Here is a 25,172-nt window from a genome sequence, read left to right as displayed (position 1 = left end):
AACGGCCGAAGGCGTACTATGGCGCGAGTCTAGAGCCGGCGGGGCGGTTGTCCTATGCCGCAACTGTTCAACGGCAGTGGTGTTTTTTGCCAGTCAGGCGAAGGGGAGCAAAGCGTTCACATGCGGGAAAAGGATTCAGTGGCGGCCTACTTCGTGCGGGCCATGATCCATCGGCTGGAGCACAATCCCCAGCGTCTGGCGCAAGTGCTGGAACAGGCCAATATCGACCCGGCGCTGCTCGACCAGCCCACCGCCCGCGTGCCGGCCAGCGCCTTTGCCGCGTTGTGGCTGATCCAGATTCGCGAACTCGACGACGAATTTTTCGGCCTCGACAGCCACGGCATGCCGCCGGGCAGCTTCGCCCTGATCTGCCGCGCGCTGATTCAGGAGCCCGACCTGCACAAAGCCCTGCGCCAATGCCTGGCCAACTTCGCCCTGTTCCTCACGGATTTTCGCGGCACCCTGACCGTGCGCGGCAAACGTGCGGTGATCAGCCTGCAAACCTGCTCGAGCGACAGCGACCTCAGCCGCCTCGGCGAAGAAACCTTCCTCGTATTGATGATCAGCCTGTTGTGCTGGCTCGGCGGACGGCGCATCCCCATCGACCGCGCCGACTTTCGCCATGCCCGCGTCTCCCTCAGCGACGACCGTTTGCTCTGGGGCCCCAACCTGACCTTCGGCGCCGAACGCACCGAAATCGAATTCGCCAGCCACTACCTGCGCCTGCCAGTGGTTCAAGACCTGGCTTCCTTGAAAGTGTTTCTACGCACCGCGCCGCAATGGCTGGTCATCCGTTTCCGCAACCAACACGGCCTCGCCTCCCAGGTGCACCAACGCCTGCGCAACAGCCATTACAGCCAATGGCCCACCCTGCAAGCCTTCGCCCTCGAACAACACCTGAGCCCCAGCACCTTCCGGCGCAAACTGGAGCGCGAAGGCTGTTCCTATCAGGAGATCAAAGACGAAGTGCGGCGCGGCGTGGCGTTTGAGCGGTTGCGCGAGAGCGGGGCGAGCATTGGGGATATTGCCGAGCAGTTGGGGTTTCAAGAGCCGAGCGCGTTTCATCGGGCGTTCAAGAAATGGACGGGGGAAAGCCCGGGGCGGTATCGGGCGCGGTTTCAGGGCGAGTCTTCCAGGCCTTCACCGGAGAGCGTTGAATGAATCGCTTCGCCACGCTACTCGACCAGGCTAGACGCGCCTTGCTCCTGGTCTGGGGCACCTCACGCGGGTTGTTCCTCGGTCTGGTGCTGGCCACCCTGATTGCCGGGGTCCTCCCGGCACTGGCTGCCTGGCTCGGCCAACGCATTGTCGATGCGGTGGTGTTCGCCATGCAGTTGCACGCGCAGCAGGGCAGTGCGCCGTTGTGGCCGGTGGTGCGTTATGTGTTGTTCGAGGCGGGTGTGCTGGCGTTGTTGTCCGGGACGCAACGGGCGTTGTCGGTGCAGCAGTCGTTGTTGCGGGTGCAGTTGGGGCAGAAGGTCAACACGATGATTCTGGAGAAGGCCCAGACGTTGTCGCTGGTGCAGTTCGAGAACTCGGAGTTTTACGACAAGTTGGTGCGGGTGCGGCGTGAGGCATCGACCCGGCCGCTGGCGTTGGTGATGAAGTCGTTGGGGTTGATCCAGAACCTGATTGTGCTGATCAGTTTTGGCGTGCTGTTGGTGCATTTTTCACCGTGGGCGCTGGTGTTGCTGGTGGTCGGTGCGTTGCCGGTGTTTTTTGCCGAGGCGCATTTTTCCGGGGATGCGTTTCGGCTGTTCACCCGCCGGGCGCCGGAGAGCCGGCAGCAGAATTACATCGAGACGCTGCTGTCCCACGAGAGCTACATCAAAGAGGTCAAGTTGTTCGGCTTCGCACCGCTGCTGTTGAAGCGTTACCGCGACACGTTCAAGCGACTCTACGCTGAAGACCGACGCTTGACCCTGCGCCGCGATGGCTGGGGTTTTGCCCTTGGGCTGCTGGGCACCGGGGCGTTTTACCTGGCGTATGCGTGGGTGGTGGTCGACACCGTGCATGGCCAGATCAGCCTCGGGCAGATGACCATGTACCTGGTGTTGTTCAAGCAGGGGCAAACGGCGGTCAGCAGTAGCCTTAGCGCGATCAGTGGTTTGTATGAGGATGGTCTTTACCTGTCGGCACTTTACGAATACCTGGCTGAACCGGTGGTGAGCGATACAGGCCACTTGACCGTGGGCGCAGTGCCCGGCGATGGGCTGCGCTTCGAGAATGTCGGTTTCCGTTATCCGGGGTCCAGTCGCGCGGCGCTGGAAAGTATCGACTTACACCTGGTTCCGGGCCGCAGCGTGGCGTTGGTAGGGGAAAACGGTTCGGGCAAGACCACGCTCATAAAACTGCTGACCCGCCTGTATCGCCCGGATCAGGGCCGCATTCTGCTGGACGGCAGCGACCTGCAAGCCTGGGAAGAGGATGCGCTGCGACGGCGCATCGGCGTGATTTTCCAGGACTACATTCGCTACCAGTTCACCGTCGGCGAGAACATCGGCGTCGGCGATACCCTGGCCTTCGACGATGAGCAACGCTGGAAAGCCGCCGCCGCCGAAGGCATGGCCGCGCCCTTTATCGAAGGGCTGGATCGCGGTTACGCCACGCAACTGGGGCGCTGGTTTGCCGGGGGCCAGGAGTTGTCGGGCGGGCAATGGCAGAAGATCGCTTTGTCCCGCGCCTACATGCGCCGCGAGGCCGATATCCTGATCCTCGACGAACCGACCTCAGCCCTCGACCCAGCGGCGGAAGCAGCGGTGTTCGAGCATTTCAGCGAACACACCCAGGGCCGCATGACCTTGCTGATCTCCCACCGGTTTTCCAGCGTGCGCAACGCCGACCACATCATCGTGCTGGATCAAGGGACGATTCTGGAGCGGGGCGACCACGACAGTCTGGTGGTGGCGGGCGGGCGTTATGCGCAGCTGTTCGATTTGCAGGCTAAAGGTTATCGCTAGGCCTCACGTCTGGGGAGCATTGCGATTCACCGCCGCGACTTGTGGCGATTTGGCTTTCATCAGGTTTTCCAGCGCCTGGCGATACTGACTGCCGCCCAGGCTCATGCTGTTGTTGTGCGTGCCGCCAGGGATCAGCAGCAGGCGCTTGGGCTCGTTGGCGGCGTTGAATAACTGCTGGCTGAAGCGCGAGGGCATGAAGGCATCCGCCAGACCGTGGACCACCAGCAGCGGCATGTCGATGTCGGTGATCTTGTCGATGGAATCGAATTTCTGCGACAGCAGCCAGCGCACCGGCAGGGACTTCACTGGCAGGTTTTCGTCGGCCACTTGCGCGACCGCATCCCCCAGGGTGGTGAAGGTGGATTCGATCACCAGGCCGCGCACCGGCACCGCGACGTGGTCCTTTTTCGCCTGTGAGGCCAGGTCGGCCGCAAGGTCGATGGCCACTGCGCCGCCCAACGAATGGCCGTAGATCAGGCGCTTGTTCGGGTCCGGCTGCATCGCGGTGAAGCGTTCCCAGGCGACGTGGGCGTCCTCATAAACGCTGGCTTCCGACGGCAGGTCGCCCTTGCTCTGACCAAACCCACGGTAGTCGATGGCCAGCACTGAATAGCCCATCGCCCGCAATTGCTCGATGCGAAACGCCTGACCGGTGAGGTTCCAGCGCACGCCGTGCAGGTACAGGATCGACGGCGCATCTCGCCGCGCCGCCGGCCACCACCAGGCATGCAGGTTTTGATTGCCCTTGAAACTGGCCGGCTTGATGTCGAACTCCTGAACGTCCTGGGGCAAACCGCGATACCACCCGGCGGTGCCCGGCTCAATGCGGAACAGCAACTCGCGCTCTTTGTACTTGAGCACCCCGCAACTCGCCGGCAGACCGATGATCAGCAGCGCCATGCACAACGATGAGAACCAGCGCCGACGCAAGTGGCTCATGAGGGAAGAAAACATCCAGCAGTCCAGTCGATCAGGGGAAAGCACGGGTTTTAACAGATGCGAGTGGGGGAGGGGAATTATTTCGACAGCCGTGTGTGTTGCACGGTGTGATGCATAACCCCGATCCCCCTGTGGGAGCGGGCTTGCTCGCGAAGAGGCCAGCACACCCAGGGCCGGGCTGTGCGACTGACTACCCGTAAGCAACTGTCCGAGCCGTTGAACCCGCTTGCAGTGACCGGTCAACGGCAGAGACATACAGCTACGCCGACATCGAGAAATGCATCAAGGCGTAAAGGTGAAATGATCGAAATGCGCGACAACGGTATGTCCTGTGTGAATCTCTATCGATTGTATTTTTTGAGGCGCGGTTATCTGGAAGTAACGAGGGGTGGGGGAGCTGGCCACGGCAAGTGGGGTTGTACCCATCAGCACGTTGTTTTCGTTGAACGTCTTGATCTGTATCGGCCTTGATGTGGATACAGAAACGGGTTGCAGATAAAAGGAGAAACTGGAAACCGATGATTTAAACACCAGCCGGATAACTTCAGCGTCGGCTCTGGTGCGCAATACGATGCCGTCCATCTGGCCGGGGGTGGTTCCGCTGGGCGCTTGAGCGAAGGAGGTGCGCAGAGTATTTGTGAGGACAGATACAAACATGGACGGCGTCTCGACCGTGACCCCAGGCACGAGTGGCCCGACAGGCACACTGTCGAAATTTTCACTCAATGGCATCGTCCCCACCACTTGGTCCGCCGCGACATAACTGAAGCTGGCGATCCCGGTTGCGCTGGTGGCGGGTGTCAGGCGAACGATCGGCACCACGATCTGCGGATTGGTCGAGTTGTAAAAATCCCTCTGGTTGTATTGAGCATCGGCCAGGCCGGCGTTCGTCCCTCCAGCCACGAAGAAAAACGCCATCAGCGGCAGGGTGTTGGGTCGTCCACTGGGCCAGGTTTTGAGCACCACCTCGTTATGTTCGGCAAAACCTTGCGCTCCCAGCAGGCTTTTTGCCCGCAGTGATTGATAGAACGCAGGACCTGACTGAGCGCCCCTCTCGCCGCGCACATCGAAGCTGCATTGACGAATGTTTTGGTTGGCTGACGAGCTATCCCAAACCTCTTTCCATTGTTCTGCGGTGGTGACCCCGGTGTTCTGGCAAGCGCCGCCCTGGCTCGGATATGACGCATGTGCACCACACACCGAGGTGCGCGTCCAGGTCCAACCGTCCATGGGATACGAACACATGGAGTCCACGGCAGTCTTGCCCGCCGGGGTTTCAAGTTTGGGATAGAAGATCAGCCCATTGCCGTAGCCCCAGGCCAGGCGGCCGAAATTGGCATCGGCGCGCAGGTAGGAAAATGACACCCCGCCACTGGCGATCGAGGTTGGGCTGGGGTCCCAGACTTTGTATTTATTGGCCGGATCTTTGACGGTGGTGCGCAGCGTGACGCCTGAGCAGAGATACGCCGGTTGCGTGTCAGAGTTATTGCAATTGACCGATCGACGACTGTAAAGCGTATTCAACTGAGCAGCGATTTGCTGCCCCGACAGCGCCGCGTCCGTGGCTTGGGAGGTGACAGTAAGGGGCTCAACGGAGGAGTGGCTGCAACCCGTTACCAGGCCAATCAGGAAGAGAACGATCAGTTTGCGCATGGGTTGCTCCTATCGCGGTCCATCAAGCGATGCGTCGATGGACGTATGGAACAACCAACCCCGCGGTCTGGCTACTGTCAGAAATTACAGGTTTGGTACGTTTTCGGACCGACGGCGAGTGCCGCTCGCTTCTACAGGTTCTGCGCAAAGCCGCTCGTCTTTGCCTCTCCACTCGCTCAATAAAAAGATTGAATAATCACATCAAATGTTATTTAAATAACAAAACAACAACGCCGACATCAGTCCGGCAAGCCGTATCAAGGTGGGATAGCAATGAGCAAGATCGCAGTCATCGGCAGCAATATGGTGGATCTGATCACCTACATCGACCGCATGCCGGCCCAGGGCGAGACGCTGGAAGCGCCGGGGTTTGCCATGGGGTGCGGTGGCAAGGGCGCCAATCAGGCGGTCGCTGCGGCCAAGCTGGGGGCGGATGTGTTGATGCTGACCAAGGTTGGCGATGACATGTTCGCCGACAACACCCTGGCCAATTTCCAGCGCTTCGGCATCGACACCCGTTACGTGCAGCGTGTGCCCGGCGTGTCCAGTGGGGTGGCGCCGATTTTCGTCCAGGGCGATTCCCACAACAGCATCCTCATCGTCAAAGGCGCCAACGCCCATCTGGCCCCAGCGGATATCGACGTCGCCGCGCCAGCCCTTCGCGAGTGTTCGCTGATCGTGCTGCAACTGGAAATCAACGTCGCAACCGTCTATCACGCCATCGAATTCGGCCGTGAACACAACATCCCGGTCTTGCTCAACCCGGCGCCAGCCTTGTCCGGCCTGAGTCGTGAACACCTGGCGCAACTGGATTTTCTGGTGCCCAACGAGTCCGAACTGGCGCTGATCAGCGGCCAGACTGTGGATTCACCTGAGTCAGCGCTCAAAGCCGCGAAATCCCTGGTCGCCAGTGGCATCCGCCATGTGATCGTGACCCTCGGCCAGCAAGGCGCGCTGTACGTCGGCGAGGAGGGCGAGTTCCAGATTCCCGGCCTGCGCGTCAACGCCCGGGACACCACCGGTGCCGGCGATGCCTTCATCGGTTGCTTTATCCAGCACTGGAGCCGCGACCGCGATATCCGCGCTGCCATGACCCAGGCCGTGGCCTATTCCGCCTGCTCAGTCACGGGCCTCGGCACTCAGACTTCCTACCCGGACGCCAGCGCGTTCGCAGCATTCCAGCGCCAATTCGACACCCTTTAAAACCCAACCCGGAGAACAACAATGACAAAGCCTCCGCTCCAACAGACGCCCGATGGTTTCTACCTGAACCGCACGCCCTGGTTCGCCTTCATCCTGCTGTGCAGCATCTTCGCGCTGTGGGCGGCGGCCGCGAGCATGAACGACGTGCTCATCGCGCATTTCAAGAAAGCCTTCCTGCTCAGCGATTTCCAGACCGCGTTCGTGCAGTCGGCGTTTTACCTCGGCTACTTCTTCGTGGCGATCCCGGCGGCGCTGGTGGTTCGGCGTTTCAGCTACAAGACCACCATCCTGATCGGCCTGATGCTCTACATGTTGGGCTGCCTGCTGTTCTTCCCGGCGGCGTCCACCGCCAAGTACGGCATGTTCCTGCTGGCGCTGTTCGTGATCGCGGCGGGGCTGTCGTTCCTCGAAACCGCGTGCAACACCTATTCGACCCTGATGGGCCCCCGTGAAACCGGCACCCGCCGACTGAACATTTCCCAGACTTTCCACCCGTTCGGCGCGATGGCCGGGGTCTACGTCGGCAGCTTCGTGATGTTCAAGGACACTGACGCCACCCGCGAGCAGCTCACGCAAATGAGCGCCTCGGACGCGGCGGTGCAGCAACTGCAAATGATCCAGTCCACCTTGCTGCCGTACAAATGGATGATCGCGGTATTGGTGCTGATGTTCATCCTGATCGCCATCACCCGGTTCCCTGCGTGCAAAGGCGTGCAAACCGCCAGCAAGAAAACCGCCAGCCTCGGCCAGAGTTTGTCGCGGCTGTGGGGCAACAAGCGTTTCACTTTTGGTGTGTTGGCGCAGTTTCTCTACGTCGGCGCGCAAGTCGGCGTGTGGAGTTTCACCATTCGCCTGGCCATGCAATTGGGCGGGATGAATGAGCGCAGCGCCTCGTGGTTTTTGCTGACGACCTTCGCCGCGTACTTCATCGGCAAAATGATCGCCAACGTGCTGATGCGCAAACTGCACCCGGCCAAGGTGCTGGCGGTGTACGGCGTGCTGTGCATTGTGTTGCTGGCCTACACGATTCTGGTGCCGAACATTACGGCGGTGTACGCGGCGGTGGGGGTGAGCGTGTTCCTCGGCCCGTGCTGGCCGACCATTTATGGCCTGACCATCGACGGCCTCGGTGAAGACACTGGCGTCGGCGGTTCGCTGCTGGTGATGAGCATCGTCGGTGGCGGGGTGATTCCGATCTTCCAGGGCCTGCTGTCCGATTACAGCGGCGGCAACATGCAACTGGCCTACACCGTGCCGTTGCTGTGCTTCATCGTGATCGTCGCCTACGCCGTGCGTTGCCTGCGAAATTCCGCCAGCGAACGGGCACCGGTGGGTGCGGCGGTGACTTCATGAGCACGCGGATCAACCTTTATCCGGCGCTGTTTGGCGAGGCGCCGAAGGTACTGTTGAAATCAGAGCATTTCGCTGTCAGCGCCAGCATTTATCCCAGCGGCGTATTGGCGCTGGAAATGACCAACAGTCGCGGCAAACTGGTGGTGCTGCCGTACCAGGGCCAGATGATCTGGGACGCGGTGTTCGACGGCTGCGACCTGACCATGAGCAACCTGTTCAGCCAGCCCAGACCGAGCCCGACAGTCATCGGCACCTACGGCTGTTTCATGTTCCACAGCGGACTGTTGCGTAACGGCTGCCCGACACCCGAAGACGACCATCCGCTGCACGGCGAAATGCCCTGTGCGGCGATGGACCGCGCTTGGCTGGAGATCGGCGACGACAGCGCCGGACCCTTCCTGCGATTGGGCGGCGAATACGAATATGCGCAGGGGTTTGGCGACTGCTACCTCGCCAGCCCGAGTGTGACCTTGCGCGCCGATTCCGGTCTGTTCGACATCGCCATGAGCGTGACCAACCTGGCCGGCAAACCCATGGACCTGATGTACATGGCCCACATGAATTACGCCTATGTCGAGGGCGCACGGTTTATCGAGCCGCTGGGATTTGACAAGGTGCGCTTGCGCAGCAGCGTCCCGGCCCACGTTAAACCAACGCCAGCCTGGAGCCGCTACATGGAACAGTTGGCGTTGGAGCCGGAACAGTTTCAATCCCTGGACCGCCCCGATCTTTACGACCCTGAGATTGTGTTTTTCTTCGACGGCGTAAAGGCCGATGCAAACGGCAATGCGCATTTCCTGCTGAGCCACCCGGACGGCGCTGCGTTTTACACTCGCTATCGCCCGGACCAATTCGACCACGCTGCGCGCTGGATCCTGCACAACGCCGATCAACAAGTGGCGGCGTTCATCTTGCCCGCCACCTGCGAACCGGAAGGCTATCGCGCCGAGTCCGCCAAGGGCCATGTGCGTTCGCTGGCGGCGGGGCAAACGGCGGCGTTTCAGGTCACCACCGGTTATCTGAACAAAGCCGAACAACAGGCCTTGATCAGATAATCAACTGTGCACCGCTGGCCTCGATGGCATCGCGGTAGGCCTTGGGGATTTTCTTGTCGCTGACCACGTACTGGAAATCCTCAAGGGCAGCGAAATGCGCAGTGCGCACGGTGTCGAACTTGCTGTGGTCGGCCAGCAACAGCCGCTGTTGGGCCTGGCGCAGGACCTTCTGCTTGACCTCCACTTCATTGAAATTGAAGCAGGTCACGCCGAAGTCGTGGCTGACCCCGGCGGCGGAGACGAAGGCCCAGGTCAGGCGCACGCTGTCGAGGATGCCGTGTTCGCGCTGGTTCTCGAACACCTGGTTCTTGCGATGGAAGGTGCCGCCGCAGACCACGATGTGGCAATTGGGTTTTTGCGAGAGTTTTAGCAACACGTTCAGGGAGTTGCACACGGCGGTGAATTCGAGCTCGTCGGGGATGAAATCCACCACGAAGGGCGTGGTGGTGCCGCAATCGAAGAACACCGTGTCGCCGGGCTGGATAAAGCGTGCGGCGAGTTTGCCGATGCGACGTTTTTCCTCGACATGCCGGGTGTCCTGTTCGGCCACGCGGTAGTCGCCGGGTTCATTGCCGTCGTGGGTTTTGGTGATGTAGCCGCCGAGCAGGCGCAGGTGGTCGGTGTATTTGCTCAGGTCGCGGCGCAGGGTCATCTCCGACACGTCCAGCAATGCGGCCATTTCGCGCAGGTGAATGGCGCTCTGGTCTTGCAGGGCTTGTTGAATCAGCTTGAGACGCTCGGCTTTTTTACTGTCCACAGGCATTCCGGGGTTGATTGTTGATGTTATTTAAGTAACATTAATTGTGAGTTTTGTAACGTTTTTGCGCAAATGATCCTCGATTGTGGCGCAGGGGCATTTGAATATACAAACAGGAGTTTTTGCGATGGCCCATCTCCCACCCCAGGCACTGGCGCAGTACATCGATCACACCTTGCTGGCGCCGGACGCCAGCCGCGAACAAATCGCCACCCTGTGCCGCGAAGCGGCGGAACATGGCTTCTATTCGGTGTGCGTGAATTCCGGGCAGGTGCCCCTTGCTGCGCAGCAATTGGCGGGGCACAGCGTCAAGGTCTGCGCCGTGGTCGGCTTCCCGTTGGGTGCCGGATTGACTGAGAGCAAAGCGTTTGAAGCCGAGCGGGCGATTGCCGCCGGCGCGGGCGAAATCGACATGGTGTTGAACATCGGTTGGTTGAAGGACGGTTTGTTCGCCGAGGTGCAGGACGACATCGCCCAGGTCAAACAGGCCTGTGGCAGCGTGCCGCTCAAAGTGATCCTGGAAACTTGCCTGCTCACCGATGCGGAAAAAGTGAAGGCCTGCGAAATTTGCCGCGAACTGAACGTCGCGTTCGTCAAGACCTCCACCGGTTTCAGCCGCAGCGGTGCCACCGTCGAAGACGTTGCCCTGATGCGCCGCACCGTGGGCGCGGACATCGGCGTCAAGGCCTCGGGCGGCGTGCGCGATTACCCGACCGCACTGGCGATGATCGAGGCCGGCGCCACCCGTTTGGGCAGCAGCTCCGGCATCGCGATCATCGGTGGCGCGCAGTCGGCGGGCGAGGGTTACTGATCCATTTTCAAGACGATCTTGCCGATGTGATCGCCGGCTTCCATGCGCGCATGGGCTTGTGCGGCGTCTTTGAACGGGTAGACCTTGTCGATCATCGGCAGGCAACGCCCGGCCGACAGCACCGGCCACACGTATTCGTACAGGCCTTGGGCGATGGCGGCTTTTTCTTCTTTAGTGCGCGAGCGCAGCAGTGAGCCGGTGATGATCGCGCGTTTGGCCATGATCGCCAGCAGGTCGACACCATCGGCATGGGCGCCGCCGAGGAAGCCGAGCATCACCAGCCGACCTTCCATGGCCAGGGCGGTCACGTTCTTGTTGAAGTACGAGCCGCCCATGATGTCGAGGATCACATTCACCCCTTTGCCAGAGGTTTTTTCGGCAATGACCTGGGCGAAATCCTGATCGCGGTAGTTGATCGCCTTGGCCCCGAGCTTACGAATCGCGTCGCATTTTTCCTCGCTGCCGGCAGTGGCAAACGCCTCGACGCCGAACTCGCGGCACAACATCAACGCGGTAGTGCCGATGCCGCTGGTGCCGCCGTGGATCAAGGCGCGCTGGCCTTTGCTGGCGCCGCCCATTTCAAACAGGTTGGCCCAGACCGTGAAGAAGGTTTCCGGGATGGCGGCGGCTTGAATCCAGTCCATGTCATCGGGAATCGGCAACGTCTGACTGGCCGGGGCCACGCAATATTGCGCGTAGCCACCGCCGTTGGTCAGGGCACAGACTTTGTCGCCCAGCACAAACTCACTGACCCCTTTGCCGATGGCCACGACTTCACCCGCCACTTCCAGGCCGGGGATCGGGCTCATGCCGGGTTTCATCGGGTACTTGCCGGCGCGCTGGATCACGTCCGGGCGATTGACCCCGGCGGCGTAGACGCGGATCAACACTTCACCGGCGGCCACCGTGGGCATCGGCACGTCCTTCGGTTGCAGGACTTCAGGGCCGCCGGGTTGGGTGATTTCGATGAGGGTCATGGTTTGGGGCAGGGTCATTTTGGGTTCCTGTGGTGAAAAGGGATCTGTAAATGGGATCGCCTGAGCGGACGAATAATTCAGTGTGGGAGAGGGCCTGCTCGCGAAAGCGGCGTGTCATTCAGCATTTATGTGCCTGACATACCGTATTCGCGAGCAGGCCCGCTCCCACAGGGGATTGGTGTTGATTCAATAAGCGCATCGCCAATTCCAGAATCAATGCAACAACAATGGCCCCACACGCAATCACAAACAACAGCGCATGCTTTCCGCCACTGGCATTGAATATTGCCGAATAGGCAAACCCGGTCAGCGCCTGAAACGTAGCGAACGACACGGTGGCACGGCTCCACGCGATTTGTTGTTGATGATGGTTGGGCACCAGTTCATGCACCCGGGCCAGCGCCAGGGGCACGATGCCCGGTGGGAACGAGCCGAGGATCACCGCCAGCAACGCCAGGGCCAGGAATGAGCTGGAAGCTGCCAGCAAAGCTAGGGCTAGCGCCTGCACCACCAGCACAATCCGGATGCTCAAGCGTGCGCCGAGTTTGTCGGCGAGAAAACCATAGCTCACCGGTCCGGCAATCGCCCCCAGGCCATACATGACCCAGATCAGCGCGCCGACGTGTGCCCCGGCGCCGAGGCCGCGAGCGACGAAGTCCACCAAAAACACCATCGCCGGCACCAGGCCCGCCGCCATGAAGGCGTACTGGGCAAACAGCAGGTACAGGCCCGGTGGCGTTGGCGATTTCACACTGTCGCTATGCGCCGGTTCGACGTGTTGCGGCGTCATGGTCGGCCAGCCAAACCAGCTCGCGGCGGTCAACACCAGCGCCAGCAAACCGAGGCCGAACCAAGTGTTCTGCAAACCCAGGCTCAGCAGCGGCGGCACAATCGTCCCCGAACCGGCAATGCCCAGGCCGATGCCCAGAAAAATCGCACCGCTGGCCAGACCCCGACGGGACACCGGCACATGGGGCAACACGGTCGCTGCCACGAGCACCATGATCGCGCCACCGGCCACGCCGGACAGCAAGCGCCAGCCGAAGAACCAGCTCACCGACAATGGGAAGCCACAGGCGAAAAACGACAGCGTCACCGCCAGCATCATCACGCGCAACGCCGTGCTGTTGCCCACCCGTCGGGCCAGGGGATGACCGATCAGCGCGCCAATCAGGTAACCGACGAGGTTGGCCGCGCCGAGGTACACCACGTCATTGGCGGAAAACCATTGGGCCTGGATCAGCGAAGGAATCAGCGGCGTATAGGCAAACCGCGCCAGGCCGATGCTGACCAGGCTGGCGCAGAGGCCGGCGAAAATCGGCAGCCAGATCGCGCTGCGCGGGGGAGTCGATGTGCTGTGCATGGGGGCTGTCCTGTGAGGCTTATCTCTGAGCTACAGCGTATCGAGGTTTTCTGATGCAGTAATGCAGCGAATTCGCGCTACAGTGATGCGAATATGCAGCGGCAGGAGAGCCCTATGAATTGGGATGATGCGCGGGTGTTTCTGGCGGTGTGCCGTGAGTCGACATTGCGCGGCGCGGCGCGAGTACTGGGGGTCGATCAGGCCACGGTCGGGCGGCGGGTCACGGCGCTGGAGAAGGCCTTGAGCGCGACGCTGTTTTTGCGGACCTCCGAAGGCTATGCGCTGACGGCGGTGGGCGAGGCGGCGTTGCTGGCGGTGGAAAAAATGGAAGGGTCGGCGTTGGAATTGCAGCGGCAAATCCAGGGGCTGGATGATCGGTTGACCGGCACCGTGCGGGTCAGCACCACGGATTCGTTTGCGATTGATTTCCTGATCCCGGCGATTGCCCGATTGCACGACAAACACCCGGATGTGCAAGTGCAACTGGATGCGTCCACGCAAATGATCAGTTTGGCCAAGCGCGAGGCCGACATCGCCGTGCGCAATGCCCGGCCGGACAACCCGGACCTGATCGCCCGACGCATTGCCCGTTGGCCGGTGGGGTTGTTCGCCTCCCAGGCGTACGTGGACGCCCACGGCGTACCGGCGCCGGGGTCGGCGTTCGAAGGGCATGATCTCGTGGTGTATCAGCCCTATCTGGCAGGCAACAAGGAGATGACGATGGTTTCGGAACCGCTGACTCGGGGGCGGATTGTGTCGAGCCTGGGCTCGGGGTTGCTGGTACGGCGATCGATTGCGGCGGGGATCGGGGTTGGGGAAATTCCGATTTACATGGGCGAGCGGGATGGACTGGTGCGGTTGTGGCCGGAGCGCACGCGGCCGGTGCCTTATGACGTATGGCTGGTGACCCATGCGGATTTGCGGCATACGGCGCGGGTGAGGGCGGTGATAGATGAAATCGTGGCGGGGTTTTCCGGTACGGGTGAATGAAAATCAAAAGATCGCAGCCTCGGTTCCCTCGACAGCTCCTACAGGGAGAACGCAATCATTGGAGTGCATTGTCCTGTAGGAGCTGTCGAGTGAAACGAGGCTGCGATCTCTTGATCTTGATGTGTTAAGGCATTTCCGGCAATTCCTGCGGCCGCAAGTCAAATACCAGCACCTCGGCATCCACGCCATTGCTCAAGGTCAGCACCTGTTCTTCACGAACCCGCACGCCATCGCCTTCCTGCAACTGCATGCCGTTGAGTTCAACACTGCCGCGAGCCACATGCACATAGGCGTAACGGTTGGCTGCCAGTTCCAGGGTGGCGCTTTCCTTGCCGTCAAACAGCCCGGCATACACCCGCGCATCCTGACGCACCGACAGCGAACCCTTGGCCCCGTCCGGGGAGATGATCAACTGCAGGCGCCCACGTTTTTTCTGGGTGCTGAAGTGCTCTTGCTGGTAACGCGGTTTGGCGCCGCTGACCTCAGGCACGATCCAGATTTGCAGGAAGTGCACGCCACGGGTGGCCGAGTGGTTGTACTCGCTGTGGGCCACGCCGCTGCCGGCGCTCATCAGTTGCACATCGCCGGGGCGGATCACCGAACCGGTGCCCAGGGTGTCCTTGTGTTCCAGGGCGCCTTCGAGCACATAGGAGAAAATCTCCATGTCCCGGTGCGGGTGCTGGCCAAAGCCTTTACCCGCCGCAACGCGGTCATCGTTGATCACCAACAGGTCGGAAAAACCCTGTTCTTTGGGGTTGCGGTAGTTGGCGAAGGAAAAGGTATGGAACGACTTCAACCAACCGTGATTGGCCGCGCCGCGATCCGAAGCTTTGCGAAGGGTCAGCATGATGAAATCTCCTGTCAGGACGTGAATTCGTCCGAGTGAGGAGAAGGTTAATGTTTACCGGCTGATGCAATAAGTAGATGAAAATTGAAATACTGTCTCTCTCAGGTTGACAGTTTTGCGGAGCGAGTCACGTAATCTTATTAACCGCATCCGCCACACTTGGCCATAATGCACACCACACAACCCTGTGGGAGCGGGCTTGCTCGCGAAGGCGGAGTGTCAGTCGACATCTTCTTTGGCTGACCCACCGCCTTCGCGANNTTTGTGTTTAGCAGGCAGACCTTCTTATGACTTCAGTGATGTTGAACCCATGAAAACCGTGGCAATGGTGCTGTTCCCCAACTTCCTCCTGCTCGACATGGCCGGGCCGATGGAGGTGTTTTCCATCGCCAACCGTTATCTGGCCCCGGCCGACCACTACGTGCTGTCGACCATTGGCACCGAGCACGGTCCGTTGCGTGCATCCAATGGCGTCAATGTCCAGGCCGACGTGCATATCGATCAGGCCAGCGAGCACTACGACCTGTTGCTGATTCCCGGCGGCCCCGGCGCCTATAACGACAAACCGCAGCCTTTGCTGGCCTGGCTGCGGGGCGCCGTCACTCGCGCCGGGCGCTACGGCTCGATCTGCACCGGCGCCTTCGTGCTCGGGCATGCCGGGTTGCTCGACGGTTTCCGCGTGACCACCCACTGGCACTACACCGAACGCCTGATCAAGGGCTTTCCGAAGGCGAGGGTGGAGACCGATCAGATCTACGTCGAGGACCGCAATCTCATCACCTCCGGCGGCGTCACCGCCGGCATTGACCTGGCATTGGCGGTGGTTGCCCAGGACCATGGCAAAAAAGTCGCCCAGGACGTGGCCAAGGTGTTGCTGGTGGTGATGAAACGCCAGGGCGGGCAAGCGCAGTTCAGTCCGTTGATGGCCACCGTCGCGCCCCACGAAACGCCGATCACCCGGGTGCAGAACTACGTGCTCGAACACCTCGAGGAATCTTTCAACATCGAACGCATGGCGAGTCTGGCGAACATGAGTTCGCGACACTTCGCCCGGCTGTTTGCCCGGGAAGTGAACATGACGCCCATGGAATTCCTGCAAAGTGCGCGCATCGATCATGCCCGGAAATTGCTGGAAACCTGCGACGCGCCGCTCAAGACCGTGGCCTACAAAAGCGGCTTCGGCAGCGTGCGGCACATGCGCTTTTTGTTCAGTGAAAAACTCGGCCTGACCCCCGCGCAGTACCGCGAACAGTTCAGTTAGAGCCTTTGTGTCCGTTCTGCGCACCGCGATGTCCGTGATGCTCCCCGCGTGGTCGTTGTACGTTCATCGATGCCTGCCAAGATACCGGTGAACTCTTGGCGATGGAGATGCGGGAGCCTGGTTGGACGTGCGCGATGGACCTTCAGTACCTTGAGCCCAACCCGGTCTTCAGCACGTGACGTGCATGAACAGCCTCACAGAATTAAACAGCGATGCGGTGCTGCAGTTCGGCCCCTACGCGTTTCACCCCGGCCAACGGCTGATCCTGGAAGGTGATCGGCCGTTGCGCATGGGCGGCCGGGCGCTGGACATTTTGCAGGTGCTCGTCGAGCGTGCCGGGCAGGTGGTCAGCAAGGACGAACTGATCGCCCGGGTCTGGCCGACATCAGTGGTCGAAGAGATCAACCTGCGGGTGCACATTGCGGCCCTGCGCCGGGCGCTGGGCGATGGCCAGAACGGCCTGCGCTACATCGTCAACATCCCGCAGCGCGGCTACAGCTTTATCGCCCCGGTGCAGCGTGTACCGGAAGGCACGCCGGTGTTCATCGACAGCACCTGCAAACCCCAGCACAACCTCCCGGCGCGGCTGACGCCGGTCACGGGTCGAGATTCGATTGTCGGCAGCGTGGTGCGCCAGTTGCCGGTGCGCCGCTTCATGACCTTGGTTGGTCCGGCGGGTATCGGCAAGACCACCGTGGCCTTGCGCGTCGGTGAGTTGCTGTTGCAGCACTATCGTGACGGCGTTTGGCTGATTGATCTGGCCTGCATCGACGATCCGGCGCAGTTGGTCGATCACCTGACTAACACCCTGGCATTCGATACGAGCCTGACCTCCCGCCATGCCTTGCTGGTGCTCGACAACTGCGATCACTTGCTCGAACGTTGTCGCTCGCTGGTCGAGGACCTGCTGTTCACGGCGCCCCGCCTGTCGATCCTCGTCACCAGCCGCGAACCCCTGCAAGCCCTGGATGAAACCGTGTTGCGCCTGCCACCTTTGGCCGTGCCGCCGGCCTCGGCGTTGTACTGCGTGGCCGAGGTCATGGGTTATTCAGCGGTGCAACTGTTCGTCAGCCGCGCCCGTGCCCGGCAGCAGGGTTTCGCCTTGCGCGAACAAGACCTCAAAGCTGTGCGCGACATCTGTCGGCGCCTCGACGGCTTGCCCCTGGCCATCGAACTGGCCGCCGCCCAGATCGATGCCCTGGCGCTGGTGGGGCTGCAAGCGCAATTGGACAACTGCTTCCAGTTGCTGACCCAGGGCCGGCGCACTGCGGTGCCGCGCCACCAGACCCTCAAGGCTGCGCTGGACTGGAGCTACGAACGCCTGAGTCCGTTGGAGCAAATGGTGTTGCAGCACCTGGCAGTGTTCAAAATGGCCTTCACCCTGGACGCGGCGATTGGCGTGATCAGTTGCGCGGTGCTGCCGCCCATGCACCTGTTGGCCATGGTCGAGCGCCTGGCGCGCAAATCGTTGCTGATGGTCGAGCGGATCAATGGCACGGTCCGCTATCGCTTCCTTAACACCACCCGCGCCTATGCCTTGGAGAAACTTGAACACAGCGGCCACCTGCGGGCGCTGGAACTGAGCCATGCGCAGTACAACAGCCGAGCGCGCTGGATCTCAGGGGTGCAATTGCCCGTCGAGCTCATCGAGTAAACGCCGGACTTTCAGCAGGTCCGGCGTGGCAAACCCTTCCGTGAACCGTGCATAGACCGGCGCCAGCAACTCATAAGCGCGCCGAAAATCTCCCTGTCCCTGCCAAAGCCGCGCCAGCGAAGTCGCACTGCGCAACTCCCACGCCAACGCCCCTTGCTCCCGCGCCACCGCCAGCGCCCTCAACAACACCGCTTCCCCACTGTGGGAGCGAGCCTGCTCGCGAAGGCGCTCGTCCAGACAACCCACTTCCAGCAAGTTCTCCTCGACCAACAACGCTTCCCCCCGAACCCGCAGAATCTCCGCCGCACTCCAACCCGCCGCACCACTCTCGGCCCGCGCCACCAACCCCTCATCCACACGCCCACCGTCCAGCGTCACCATGATTTCCTTGACCAACCCGACCCCCGGTTGCGCAGGCCCTTCGGCCCCATCAATCACCTGCGCGTACTGCCGCGCCCAGTTGTAAAACAGCAACACCGAATGCTTCTGCGCCTGCTCCAGCAACAGGCGCACCAGTTCACGGGCGGTAGCGATGTCGCCGTTGTACTGGGCGATCACGCAACCGGCCAGGGCCAGGGTGTAGCAGATTGAGGTGCCATGGTTGATCTGGATCGCGATCTCCAGCGCCTGACGCGCGGTGCGCCAGGCTTGTTCCGGCTGGCCTTGCAGCCAGAGGATTCGCGCCAGGATGGTCAGGGACGCAACGCTCTGGTCGTACTGCACGCCAAAGCCACGGGTGAAACGGTTCAGGTGCCCGCTGTGGGCCATGCGCTGGATCACCCGCTCGGCGTTCTCCCGCGCCTGTGGCTGATCCCCGGAAAAGTGCAGGGCCAGGACCTGCAAGCGATGGGTACTGAGGGACAGCGACGCGTCGTCGTGCAGCCCCAATTGGTCGAATTGTCGGCTCTGCTCCAAGGCCATTTGATAGTTGCCGCTACACAGGTTCACCGCCATGTGCCCGGACACCGCCCGCAACTGGCCGGGCACATCGGCGCAGTGTTCGGCCAGGGTCCGGGCGCTGACGAAGGCATCGACGGTTTCGGCCGTGCCGCCCTGGGCGTGGTAGCAGGAACTGCCGAGGGCAAGTTTCAACGCGATGGTCAGGTGCGGGCAGGGCTGCGGGGTGGCAGCGAGCAAGGCTAAGGCCCGGCGCACATAGATGCCGTGCTCTTTCAACAGCGACAGCTCCTGCCACAACGGTGTCGAGGTGGCGGTCAAACGGATCGCCAGCGCCTGCGGCCCGGCGGCGTTCAAACCCCATTCGAGGGCGACGCGAATGTCTTCCAGGCCCCGGGCGTAACGCTCGATCCACAGGTGCGTCGGGGTGTGCTCCCAGTCGTTTTGCGCTTGATGCATCAAGGCCAGGCAGCGCTCGGCATGCCGCTGCCGGGTGCTCGACAGTTCGCCCGCCAGATGGAGTTTTTCCAGGGCATAGCCCTGGGTGGTGTCGAGCAGGCGATAGAACACGTCTTCGTCGCCGACTTCCACGTTGAGCAAGGATTTGGCCACCAATTGCGTGATCGAAGCAAACACCACGCTGGGGGCGATGTGTTCGCCGACGATCACCGCCGCCGCAGATTCCAGGGTGAAACTGCCGCGGAATATGCCCAGTCGGCGCAGGCAGGTTTGCTCGCAGGCACTGAGCAGTTCGAAGCTCCAGTCCAGCGTCGCGCGCAGGGTTTGATGGCGGCCCAACGTTGCCTGGTTGCCCTGGGTCAGCAGGCGAAAACTGCCTTGCAATTGTGTGTGCAAGCCGCTGATGCCGAAGTTGACGACTTGCGCCGCCGCCAACTCGATGGCCAGGGGAATACCGTCCAGGCGCTGGCAGATTTCAACTGCCAATGGCAGCTCTTCATCGCTCAGTTCGAAGCTGTCGTGGCTGGCCATCGCCCGTTCGACGAACAGTTGCAGCGCGGAAAAACTCAGGGCCTGGGCGCGGTCGAGCACGGCGATGGGCGGTGGGCAGTCCAGGGACTCCAGGCGCTGCACGAACTCGCCTTCGGCCCGCAGACTCTCGCGGCTGGTGGCCAGGATATGCACGTGGGGCGCGGCGCGCAGGATGCTTTCGCAGAGCAGCGCAATGGCATCGAGCAGGTGTTCGCAATTGTCGATCACCAGCAGCATCTGCCGCTCGCGCAGGAACGCCGCCAGGCCGTGCATCGGCTCGTTATCGTGCAGGGCCAGGTCCAGCAGGGTGGCCAGGTGCGCGGTGATCATCGCCGGGTCATTGATCGGCGCCAGGTCCAGCAGGCGGATGCCGTCGCGGTAGTGGCCGATCAGTTGTTCGGCGACGCGCAGGGCCACTGTGGTCTTGCCGATGCCGCCGGGGCCGAGCAGGGTGATGAAGCGTTGGCGGGCCAGGTGCGTGACCACGCTGTCCACCAGGTGCTGACGGCCGATCATGCGGGTGCGACGCACCGGCAGGTTATGCCGTTGTGGCTCGAGCGCATCGGGATGTTGCGCGATGGACTCCAGGGAAAACGGCGCGACAAAACTGTACCCACGCTGGGCCACGGTGACGATGTAGCGCTGCCCGGCCTGACCGTCCCCCAGCGCCTTGCGCAGCGCCGCCATGTGCACCCGCAAATTGATGTCTTCGACCACGCTTTTTGGCCAGACCCGGGCGATCAATTCCTGCTTGCTGACCACGTTCCCGGCGTGCTCCAGCAGGATCAACAGAATGTCCATGGCGCGCCGCCCCAGGCGCAGGGGCTGGTCGCCCTCCAGGATCAGGCGTTGTCCGGGATAGATCCGGTAAGGGCCGAACTGCACGGCCTGTTCGGGGGAAAGGGTCAACGGGTCACTCCTGCTTGCATCCGTCTAGTACGCGGTTTACGGGCATGTTCCTCAGGATTGTCCGTCAGCGCAATGAGGGTTCTGCTGACTGTCAGGTGTTCGCTGCGACTGTCGCGTTCCCGCTGTCGCTCGTCGCTCAGTATTTATTGGACGTCAGTGTGACAAACAGCGCAGTGGCGTGCTGGCCGTGGTTGTGAAAATTAACAACGTTTAACTCGTCGAGTATCCGGTCTACGCCCAAAACTCTAGCGCTTCAAGTCCAACGAAGATTTTCGTCTTCGCGTTGTAAAAGGAATGGACACTTCTGGAGGATGCCGGAATGAGCGATGTCGTGGTGGTCTATCACAGTGGCTACGGGCACACCCGGGTTATGGCCGAAGCCGTGGCCATGGGCGTGGAACGGCACCTGGGCAGCACCTGCCGGCTGATCTCGGTGGAGGACGTCGACACCCAGTGGGAGCACCTGCACCAGGCCGATGCGATCATCTTCGGCGCCCCGACCTACATGGGCAGCGCCTCGGCCTCCTTCAAGCAATTCATGGAAGCCACGTCGGCGTTTTACCTGGCCCAGCCGTGGCGCGACAAACTCGCCGCCGGGTTCACCAATTCCGGTTGCCTGTGCGGCGACAAGCTCAACACCTTGCTGCAGATGGCGGTGTTCGCCGCCCAGCATTCGATGATCTGGGTCGGCCTGGACCTGTTGCCGGCGCGCAGCAGCATTGGCCTGTTCGACGGCCAACTCAATCGCCTCGGCAGCTCCCTCGGTGCCATGGCCCAGTCGAATGTCGAACAGTCCCCCGACGACGCACCACCGCCGGAAGACCGCTGCACCGCCGCGCACCTGGGCGAACGGGTCGCGCGGCTGGCGGAGCGCATGCATCACTCACCGAATTGATCCAAACCCTCAAAAACGGAGTAGCCACATGAGCACATTCACCACCCGCGACGGCACCGAGATCTACTACAAGGATTGGGGCACCGGTCAGCCCATCGTCTTCAGCCACGGCTGGCCGTTGAATGCCGACAGTTGGGAATCGCAGATGATTTTCCTCGCGTCCAAGGGTTACCGGGTCATCGCCCACGACCGTCGTGGCCACGGGCGTTCGAGCCAGCCGTGGGAAGGCAACGATATGGATCACTACGCTGACGATTTGGCGCAACTGATCGAACTGCTGGATTTGAAAGACGCAGTGCTGTTCGGCTTCTCCACCGGTGGCGGCGAAGTGGCGCGCTACATTGGTCGTCATGGCACTGGCCGCGTTGCGAAAGCCGGGCTGATTTCCTCGGTGCCGCCACTGATGCTCAAGACCGAAGCCAATCCCGGCGGCTTGCCACTGGAAGTGTTTGATGGCATCCGTCAGGCCTCGCTGGTAGACCGTTCGCAGCTGTACAAAGACCTCGCCGCCGGCCCGTTTTTCGGTTTCAACAAACCGGATGCCAAGCCTTCACAGGGCATGATCGACTGGTTCTGGCTGCAGGGCATGAGCTCGGGCCACAAGAACGCCTATGACTGCATCAAGGCGTTCTCGGAGACTGACTTTACGCAAGACCTGAAAAAATTCGACGTACCGACCCTGGTGGTGCATGGCGATGCGGATCAGGTGGTGCCGATTGAAGCGGCGGGGATTGCTTCGGCCCGGTTGGTCAAGGGCTCGACCCTGAAAGTGTATCCGGGCGCGCCCCATGGTTTGACGGATACCCACAAAGACCAACTCAACGAAGATCTGCTGGCGTTCCTCAAAGCCTGATCAAAATCACACAACCAAACTGTGGGAGCGGGCTTGCTCGCGAAGGCGGTGGGTCCGTCAATATTGATGTCGACTGACACACCGCCTTCGCGAGCAAGCCCGCTCCCACAAGGGAACTGCCAAGCCCGCTAGAGCATGCCTCCACAGGAGATTGAGCGCACCACCTTGCACCGCCACGCAAACGGATTGATCCCCTCACTACGGGTGAAGATGTGGCAAAAATGCGCCTGGTCGCAAAACCCGCATTCCAGACTAATCTGGGTCAGCGTCAGGTCCGTATCGCGGATCAACTGCTTGGCTTTGGCAATGCGCTGGCAACGGATCCAGTCTTGCGGCGACAACCCGGTGCTGCACTTGAAGGCACGGGAAAAATGGCTGCGGGACAGGGCGCAGGCGCGGGCCAGTTCGGTGACTTCGAGGGTATCGCTCAGACGGTCGAGAATCAGTTGCTTGACCAGGTTTTCGCGCCAGGGGGCGAGGCCGCCGGTGGTGATTTTTTGCGGCGGCGTGGCGGACGCCCTGACGGCGTAGTGCTGAACGTTGGCCATGACAAATTTCCGTGTCGGTGGGAGTGCGCTGCGCACTGCACGGTGGATCAGCACCTTCCCTTTTGGAGAATCAGGTCTGTGCAGAGGGCTTCATTCTTGGGCTCGGGGCGTTGGCAGGCGAGTTAAACGTTGTTAATTCCGCGCTCGGTTTTGGCGAAGAACCGCGCTAACTCAGCACATCGCTGCAAGCGCGCAGGGCGTGGGGCGATGCAAGATGGGTGACGTATGGCGGGCCTCGGCGGGCCGCTTTCTTTGGCGACATCAAAGGTGAAGGCATGAAGCATTCTCTGATTGGCACACTGGGCCTGGCGGTTGCGCTGGCCTCCGGTCTTTCCCTGGCGGCGGCACCGGCCCAGGTCGGCACCCAGGCGCCGGGTTACTTCCGCCTGGCGGTGGGGGATTACGAAGTCACGGCGTTGTTCGACGGCTACAACGACCTGTCGCCGAAACTGCTCAAGGGCCTGACCCAGAGTCAAATCCGCGCATTGCTGGCCCGTCGTTCGATTGAAACCCCAGGCGTGCAAACCGCGTTCAACGCGTTCCTGATCAACACCGGCAAGCAACTGATTCTGGTGGACACCGGGGCAGGGCAGTGCATCGGCGCCACCGCCGGCATGCTCTCGGACAACATGAAAGCCGCCGGCTATCAGCCGGATCAGGTGGATACCGTCCTGCTGACTCACCTGCACCTGGACCACGTGTGTGGCCTGGTCGACGCCCAGCAAAAACCAGTCTTCGCCAACGCCACGGTCTACGCCGCCAAAGCCGAAGCCGATTACTGGCTCGACCCGCAAGCCATCGCCAAAGCGCCCGAAGGCGCCAAGCCTTACTTCAAAATTGCCCAGGATTCCACCGCGCCTTACGTCGCAGCGGGTCGCTTCAAAACCTTCGCCGCCGGCCAGTCGCCGGTGCCGGGTGTCGAGGCCACCCTGGAAGCCGGGCACACGCCGGGCAGCACCACTTACCGCTTCACCTCCGAAGGGCAGAGCATTCTGTTCATGGGCGACCTGGTGCATAACCTGGCGGTGCAATTCCTCCATCCTGAAGTGTCGATCGGGTTTGACGTCAACAGTCAGCAGGCGATCAAGAGCCGCAACCAGGTCTTCACCGACGCCGCGACCCGCAAGACCTGGGTCACCGCCGCGCACCTGCCGTTCCCTGGCATCGGCCACATCGCCGCCGAGGGCAAGCATTTTGAATGGGTGCCGGTGGAGTACGGCCCGTACAAACGAGCGGCGAAAGTGCCGTTGATCGAGTAAAGTTCGACAGACTGTGCCTGGCTGACAACCCAAATGGATTGCCCTTATGAACCGAAACGATCTGCGCCGCGTGGACATGAACCTGCTGGTGATTTTCGAAGCCCTGATGTTCGAAAAGAACCTGACCCGGGTCGCCGAAAAACTCTTCATGGGCCAACCGGCGGTGAGTGCGGCGCTGGGGCGTTTGCGCGATCTGTTCGACGACCCGTTGCTGCTGCGCAACGGGCGCGGCATGGAACCCACGGCGCGGGCACTGGCGATTCTCAAGGAGCTGCAACCGGCGATGGATGTGATCTCGGGGGCGGTCAGCCGGGCCAAGGAGTTCGAACCGGCCAGTAGCTGCGATGTGTTTCGTATCGGGCTGTCGGACGACGCCGAATTCGGTCTGTTTCCGCCGCTGTTGAGCCAACTGCGGGAAGAGGCGCCGGGGATCATCGTCGTCGTGCGCCGGGCCAATTACCTGCTGATGCCGGCGCTGCTGGCGTCCGGGGAAATTTCCGTGGGCGTGAGCTACACCACCGATCTGCCGGCCAATGCCAAGCGCAAGAAACTGCGGGACATTCCCTGCAAGGTGCTGCGCGGCGACAAGCGTCCCGGCCCGCTGACCCTGGACGAATACTGCGAACGGCCCCATGCGATGGTGTCGTTCTCGGGCGACCTGAGCGGCAACATCGACCTCGACCTGGCCAAGATCGGCCGCAGCCGGCGTGTGGTCCTGGGCGTGCCGCAATTCAGCGGCTTGCGTGCCTTGCTTGCCGGCACCGAAATGATCGCCACCGTCCCGGATTACGCCGCCTGCGCCCTGGTCGAAGGCTGTGCGCTGCGCGCCGAAGACCCACCGTTTGAAATCGAGGCGGCACAGTTATCGATGGCCTGGAGCGGCGTACACGACAACGACCCGGCAGAGAAATGGCTGCGCTCACGCATCAGCCAATTCATGTCCGAACCCCTCAACATCCCGACCCCATAACCCCAGACAAACACAGATCAACCTGTGG

General features: G+C 61.5%; 21 protein-coding genes. 13 read left to right on the top strand and 8 right to left on the bottom strand.

Annotation, left to right across the window (positions count from 1 at the left end; genetic code table 11):
- Positions 1-120: 120 nt before the first annotated feature.
- Positions 121-1,161 (top strand): AraC family transcriptional regulator, encoded by a 1,041-nt coding sequence (locus BK665_RS14680; RefSeq protein WP_123406680.1) that lies wholly within the window; start codon positions 121-123, stop codon positions 1,159-1,161.
- A complete protein-coding gene (locus BK665_RS14675) occupies positions 1,158-2,960 on the top strand; it encodes an ABC transporter ATP-binding protein (protein ID WP_123406630.1) in 1,803 nt (600 codons plus the stop codon). The genes BK665_RS14680 and BK665_RS14675 overlap by 4 nt, the downstream gene beginning before the upstream one ends.
- Positions 2,961-2,963: 3 nt before the next feature.
- On the opposite strand, the gene BK665_RS14670 is transcribed toward BK665_RS14675, so the two are convergent.
- Both BK665_RS14670 and BK665_RS14665 read right to left on the bottom strand, forming a co-directional pair.
- On the bottom strand, positions 2,964-3,914 hold the full coding sequence (locus BK665_RS14670; RefSeq protein ID WP_123406628.1) for an alpha/beta hydrolase: 951 nt from the start codon (positions 3,912-3,914) through the stop codon (positions 2,964-2,966).
- 267 nt (positions 3,915-4,181) lie between these two features.
- Positions 4,182-5,552, bottom strand: coding sequence for a hypothetical protein (locus BK665_RS14665; RefSeq protein WP_259699602.1), 1,371 nt, complete (start codon positions 5,550-5,552; stop codon positions 4,182-4,184).
- A gap of 273 nt (positions 5,553-5,825) precedes the next feature.
- Here BK665_RS14665 and rbsK point away from each other — a divergent pair, with 273 nt between their 5' ends.
- From rbsK to BK665_RS14650, 3 genes are read left to right on the top strand one after another with little or no spacing between them, the layout of a single operon-like run.
- Positions 5,826-6,755: a ribokinase gene (gene rbsK, locus BK665_RS14660; RefSeq protein WP_123406626.1), complete on the top strand. Its 930-nt coding sequence runs from the start codon at positions 5,826-5,828 to the stop codon at positions 6,753-6,755.
- 21 nt (positions 6,756-6,776) lie between these two features.
- Positions 6,777-8,108 carry an L-fucose:H+ symporter permease gene (fucP, locus tag BK665_RS14655; protein WP_123406624.1) on the top strand — a complete coding sequence of 444 codons (1,332 nt, stop codon included), beginning with the start codon at positions 6,777-6,779 and terminating at the stop codon, positions 8,106-8,108.
- Entirely contained in the window at positions 8,105-9,163 is a 1,059-nt protein-coding gene (locus BK665_RS14650; RefSeq protein ID WP_123406622.1) for an aldose 1-epimerase family protein, read from the top strand. The genes fucP and BK665_RS14650 overlap by 4 nt, the downstream gene beginning before the upstream one ends.
- Here BK665_RS14650 and deoR read toward each other — a convergent pair.
- Positions 9,156-9,926, bottom strand: a complete 771-nt coding sequence (gene deoR / locus BK665_RS14645) for a DNA-binding transcriptional repressor DeoR (protein ID WP_185076519.1) — start codon at positions 9,924-9,926, stop codon at positions 9,156-9,158. The genes BK665_RS14650 and deoR overlap by 8 nt on opposite strands.
- Before the next feature lie 121 nt (positions 9,927-10,047).
- Between deoR and deoC the strand changes: the two genes are divergently transcribed.
- Complete coding sequence (gene deoC, locus BK665_RS14640; RefSeq protein ID WP_123406618.1) at positions 10,048-10,731, top strand: deoxyribose-phosphate aldolase; 684 nt, start codon at positions 10,048-10,050, stop codon at positions 10,729-10,731.
- Here the strand turns inward: deoC and BK665_RS14635 are convergent.
- A complete protein-coding gene (locus BK665_RS14635; protein ID WP_123406616.1) occupies positions 10,725-11,726 on the bottom strand; it encodes an NAD(P)H-quinone oxidoreductase in 1,002 nt (333 codons plus the stop codon). The genes deoC and BK665_RS14635 overlap by 7 nt on opposite strands.
- Positions 11,727-11,826: 100 nt before the next feature.
- The gene (locus BK665_RS14630) at positions 11,827-13,071 is read right to left on the bottom strand and encodes a YbfB/YjiJ family MFS transporter (protein ID WP_123406614.1); all 1,245 of its coding nucleotides are present in this window, start codon (positions 13,069-13,071) and stop codon (positions 11,827-11,829) included.
- 114 nt (positions 13,072-13,185) lie between these two features.
- On the opposite strand from BK665_RS14630, the gene BK665_RS14625 reads away from it, so the two are divergent.
- Positions 13,186-14,061, top strand: coding sequence for a LysR family transcriptional regulator (locus BK665_RS14625; protein ID WP_123406612.1), 876 nt, complete (start codon positions 13,186-13,188; stop codon positions 14,059-14,061).
- 124 nt (positions 14,062-14,185) lie between these two features.
- Here the strand turns inward: BK665_RS14625 and BK665_RS14620 are convergent, their stop codons facing one another.
- Entirely contained in the window at positions 14,186-14,908 is a 723-nt protein-coding gene (locus BK665_RS14620; RefSeq protein WP_123406608.1) for a pirin family protein, read from the bottom strand.
- A gap of 310 nt (positions 14,909-15,218) precedes the next feature.
- On the opposite strand from BK665_RS14620, the gene BK665_RS14615 reads away from it, so the two are divergent.
- Positions 15,219-16,169, top strand: coding sequence for a GlxA family transcriptional regulator (locus BK665_RS14615; protein WP_123406606.1), 951 nt, complete (start codon positions 15,219-15,221; stop codon positions 16,167-16,169).
- 184 nt (positions 16,170-16,353) lie between these two features.
- The gene (locus BK665_RS14610; protein WP_123406604.1) at positions 16,354-17,823 is read left to right on the top strand and encodes an ATP-binding protein; all 1,470 of its coding nucleotides are present in this window, start codon (positions 16,354-16,356) and stop codon (positions 17,821-17,823) included.
- Here BK665_RS14610 and BK665_RS14605 read toward each other — a convergent pair.
- Positions 17,788-20,619, bottom strand: a complete 2,832-nt coding sequence (locus BK665_RS14605) for an ATP-binding protein (protein ID WP_123406602.1) — start codon at positions 20,617-20,619, stop codon at positions 17,788-17,790. The genes BK665_RS14610 and BK665_RS14605 overlap by 36 nt on opposite strands.
- Before the next feature lie 319 nt (positions 20,620-20,938).
- On the opposite strand from BK665_RS14605, the gene BK665_RS14600 reads away from it, so the two are divergent.
- Together BK665_RS14600 and BK665_RS14595 are read left to right on the top strand one after the other, a co-directional pair.
- Positions 20,939-21,514, top strand: coding sequence for a flavodoxin family protein (locus BK665_RS14600; RefSeq protein ID WP_123406600.1), 576 nt, complete (start codon positions 20,939-20,941; stop codon positions 21,512-21,514).
- 28 nt (positions 21,515-21,542) lie between these two features.
- Positions 21,543-22,367 carry an alpha/beta fold hydrolase gene (locus BK665_RS14595; protein WP_123406598.1) on the top strand — a complete coding sequence of 275 codons (825 nt, stop codon included), beginning with the start codon at positions 21,543-21,545 and terminating at the stop codon, positions 22,365-22,367.
- 128 nt (positions 22,368-22,495) lie between these two features.
- Here BK665_RS14595 and BK665_RS14590 read toward each other — a convergent pair whose 3' ends face one another.
- A complete protein-coding gene (locus BK665_RS14590) occupies positions 22,496-22,915 on the bottom strand; it encodes a helix-turn-helix domain-containing protein (protein ID WP_123406596.1) in 420 nt (139 codons plus the stop codon).
- A gap of 275 nt (positions 22,916-23,190) precedes the next feature.
- Between BK665_RS14590 and BK665_RS14585 the strand changes: the two genes are divergently transcribed.
- Both BK665_RS14585 and BK665_RS14580 read left to right on the top strand, forming a co-directional pair.
- Complete coding sequence (locus tag BK665_RS14585) at positions 23,191-24,174, top strand: MBL fold metallo-hydrolase (RefSeq protein WP_123406594.1); 984 nt, start codon at positions 23,191-23,193, stop codon at positions 24,172-24,174.
- A gap of 46 nt (positions 24,175-24,220) precedes the next feature.
- Positions 24,221-25,144: a LysR family transcriptional regulator gene (locus BK665_RS14580; RefSeq protein ID WP_123406592.1), complete on the top strand. Its 924-nt coding sequence runs from the start codon at positions 24,221-24,223 to the stop codon at positions 25,142-25,144.
- Positions 25,145-25,172 lie beyond the last annotated feature (28 nt).

Origin of the sequence: Pseudomonas frederiksbergensis, from assembly GCF_003732665.1 — a bacterium.
Taxonomy (GTDB): Bacteria; Pseudomonadota; Gammaproteobacteria; order Pseudomonadales; family Pseudomonadaceae; genus Aquipseudomonas; species Aquipseudomonas frederiksbergensis_G.
The sequence above is the reverse complement of the archived record's forward strand: the minus strand, read 5'-3'. Positions and strand labels throughout refer to the sequence as shown.

What these genes read in the sequence shown, in the direction of transcription:
- BK665_RS14635 (WP_123406616.1), bottom strand. Translation starts at nt 11,726, where the DNA reads ATGACCCTGCCCCAAACCATGACCCTCATCGAAATCACCCAACCCGGC.
- BK665_RS14615 (WP_123406606.1), top strand. Translation starts at nt 15,219, where the DNA reads ATGAAAACCGTGGCAATGGTGCTGTTCCCCAACTTCCTCCTGCTCGAC.
- deoR (WP_185076519.1), bottom strand. Translation starts at nt 9,926, where the DNA reads ATGCCTGTGGACAGTAAAAAAGCCGAGCGTCTCAAGCTGATTCAACAA.
- fucP (WP_123406624.1), top strand. Translation starts at nt 6,777, where the DNA reads ATGACAAAGCCTCCGCTCCAACAGACGCCCGATGGTTTCTACCTGAAC.
- BK665_RS14630 (WP_123406614.1), bottom strand. Translation starts at nt 13,071, where the DNA reads ATGCACAGCACATCGACTCCCCCGCGCAGCGCGATCTGGCTGCCGATT.
- BK665_RS14670 (WP_123406628.1), bottom strand. Translation starts at nt 3,914, where the DNA reads ATGTTTTCTTCCCTCATGAGCCACTTGCGTCGGCGCTGGTTCTCATCG.
- deoC (WP_123406618.1), top strand. Translation starts at nt 10,048, where the DNA reads ATGGCCCATCTCCCACCCCAGGCACTGGCGCAGTACATCGATCACACC.
- BK665_RS14680 (WP_123406680.1), top strand. Translation starts at nt 121, where the DNA reads ATGCGGGAAAAGGATTCAGTGGCGGCCTACTTCGTGCGGGCCATGATC.
- BK665_RS14650 (WP_123406622.1), top strand. Translation starts at nt 8,105, where the DNA reads ATGAGCACGCGGATCAACCTTTATCCGGCGCTGTTTGGCGAGGCGCCG.
- BK665_RS14580 (WP_123406592.1), top strand. Translation starts at nt 24,221, where the DNA reads ATGAACCGAAACGATCTGCGCCGCGTGGACATGAACCTGCTGGTGATT.
- BK665_RS14590 (WP_123406596.1), bottom strand. Translation starts at nt 22,915, where the DNA reads ATGGCCAACGTTCAGCACTACGCCGTCAGGGCGTCCGCCACGCCGCCG.
- BK665_RS14595 (WP_123406598.1), top strand. Translation starts at nt 21,543, where the DNA reads ATGAGCACATTCACCACCCGCGACGGCACCGAGATCTACTACAAGGAT.
- BK665_RS14610 (WP_123406604.1), top strand. Translation starts at nt 16,354, where the DNA reads ATGAACAGCCTCACAGAATTAAACAGCGATGCGGTGCTGCAGTTCGGC.
- BK665_RS14625 (WP_123406612.1), top strand. Translation starts at nt 13,186, where the DNA reads ATGAATTGGGATGATGCGCGGGTGTTTCTGGCGGTGTGCCGTGAGTCG.
- BK665_RS14665 (WP_259699602.1), bottom strand. Translation starts at nt 5,552, where the DNA reads ATGCGCAAACTGATCGTTCTCTTCCTGATTGGCCTGGTAACGGGTTGC.
- BK665_RS14620 (WP_123406608.1), bottom strand. Translation starts at nt 14,908, where the DNA reads ATGCTGACCCTTCGCAAAGCTTCGGATCGCGGCGCGGCCAATCACGGT.
- BK665_RS14675 (WP_123406630.1), top strand. Translation starts at nt 1,158, where the DNA reads ATGAATCGCTTCGCCACGCTACTCGACCAGGCTAGACGCGCCTTGCTC.
- rbsK (WP_123406626.1), top strand. Translation starts at nt 5,826, where the DNA reads ATGAGCAAGATCGCAGTCATCGGCAGCAATATGGTGGATCTGATCACC.
- BK665_RS14585 (WP_123406594.1), top strand. Translation starts at nt 23,191, where the DNA reads ATGAAGCATTCTCTGATTGGCACACTGGGCCTGGCGGTTGCGCTGGCC.
- BK665_RS14600 (WP_123406600.1), top strand. Translation starts at nt 20,939, where the DNA reads ATGAGCGATGTCGTGGTGGTCTATCACAGTGGCTACGGGCACACCCGG.